2 protein-coding genes are annotated in these 1,772 nt (G+C 61.1%); both read right to left on the bottom strand.

Going from position 1 to position 1,772, the window contains the following annotated elements; genetic code table 11:
* Positions 1-1,475: 5-carboxymethyl-2-hydroxymuconate semialdehyde dehydrogenase (hpaE, locus tag ACR0DS_RS20275; protein ID WP_480616938.1), on the bottom strand; the 1,475-nt coding region annotated here is incomplete at its 3' end.
* A gap of 3 nt (positions 1,476-1,478) precedes the next feature.
* A partial coding sequence (locus ACR0DS_RS20270; RefSeq protein ID WP_480616936.1) for a 5-carboxymethyl-2-hydroxymuconate Delta-isomerase occupies positions 1,479-1,772 on the bottom strand: 294 nt, incomplete at its 5' end.

The following is a 1,772-nucleotide window of genomic DNA, read 5'->3' as shown; positions in this document are numbered from 1 at the left end:
GTTGCGAAGCCGACGTGTTTTTGTTCCATGTAGAACTCGAAGCTCCAGTTGCCGCCGTCGCGGCCGATACCGGATGCTTTGACGCCGCCGAACGGGGTGGGCAGGTGGCGGACGTTTTCCGAGTTCACCCAGATCATCCCGGCTTCTAGCTTGTCGGTGAACCGCAAGGCGCGGGTCAGGTCATTGGTCCAGACATAGCCGGTCAGACCGTATGGTGTGTCGTTGGCAATCTGCAGCGCCTCGTCCTCGGTCGAGAACGGGATCGAGGTCAGAACCGGGCCGAATATCTCTTCGCGCGCGATACGCATCTGGTTATTGGCATCGGTAAACAAGGTTGGGCGAATGAAATACCCTGTGTCGCCCACCTTGACACCTCCGGCGGCGACAGTCGCACCGTCTTCTTTGGCGATGTCAAAATAGGAGGTCACCTTGTTATAATGCTCCTCGGTCACCAGTGGCCCGATCTCGGTCTCAGGATCCAGCGGATGGCCGACCTTGATGGTGTTGACCCGTTCGATCAGCTTTGCCTCGAACGCGTCCTTGATGGTGTCCTGCACCAGCAGGCGCGAGGATGACGTGCAGCGCTCGCCATTGATCGAGTAGATCATGAAGATCACCGCATCCAGCGCCCGGTCGAGATCGGCGTCGTCGAACACAACAACCGGGTTCTTGCCGCCCAGTTCCAGATGCATCCGCTTGAGCGTATCGGCACCTTGTTTGGTGATGATGCTGCCGGTGCGGCTTTCACCGACAAAGGCGATCGCCTTGATCAACGGATGCTCCGTCAACGCCTTACCCGCATCGGGGCCGAACCCGTTCACGGTGTTCAGCACACCCTTGGGCAGCCCGGCCTCTTCGGCGATCTCCACCAGCAGGCGAGCGGACAGCGGAGAATCTTCGGCCGGTTTGTGAACCACAGTGCACCCGGCAGCCAAAGCAGGTGCGATCTTCCATGTCGACAGCATGAACGGCGTGTTCCACGGCGTGATCACCCCCACCGGACCAATCGGAACACGCGTGGTGATGTTCATCAGGGTCGGCGACTTAAGGTGCTGACCGTCCCGCGCCTGGACCACCTGATCCGCGAAATACCGGAAATTCTCGGCCCCCCGCAGCGCGGCCTTGGACATAAAGCGCAGGGTCTGGCCGGTGTCCCAGCATTCACACAGCGCAATTTCCTCGGCACGGGCCTCGATCGCATCGGCAACGTTCAGCAAGATGCGGCGCCGCTCGGTGGCAGGCATGTCGCGCCAATCGGCAAATGCGGCGTGGGCGGCATTGGCGGCAGCGTCGATATCATCGGCTGTGCCATGGGCGACATCGCAGATCACCGACCTGTCAACCGGGGAGGTGGATTGGAACACCCCTGCGGAACCGTCGCGATCTTCGCCCGCGATCCGGTTCTTGATGCCGGTTTCCTTAAACCGGGCCAGAAAGCCCGCCAGCTTCTCGATATTCGTATCCAGTGCGCTCATGGATCAGGTCTCCTGGTTGGTCGCGCCCAAATGGTCCCGGATCGTGCCGGTCTTGGGCGAAAGGTCTGGGTCAATGTCACGCATCTCAAGCGAGAGCGCGATGGAATGTCCGGCGAAGGCGGGGGACAGATAGGCCTCAACCGCCTCAAAAATGCGCTGCGTGGCGTCCCGTTTGACATCCGCAGCCCGGCCAGCGCGCAGGCGGATCGAGATATCGATAAACCCATGCGCCGGATTGCCGTCCGCGATGGCATAGTGATCGACCCGCGTGGCCCGGACACGAATACCGGGCAGGGG

It is taken from the genome of Ruegeria sp. AF5 (assembly GCF_056541905.1).
The sequence above is the reverse complement of the archived record's forward strand: the minus strand, read 5'-3'. Positions and strand labels throughout refer to the sequence as shown.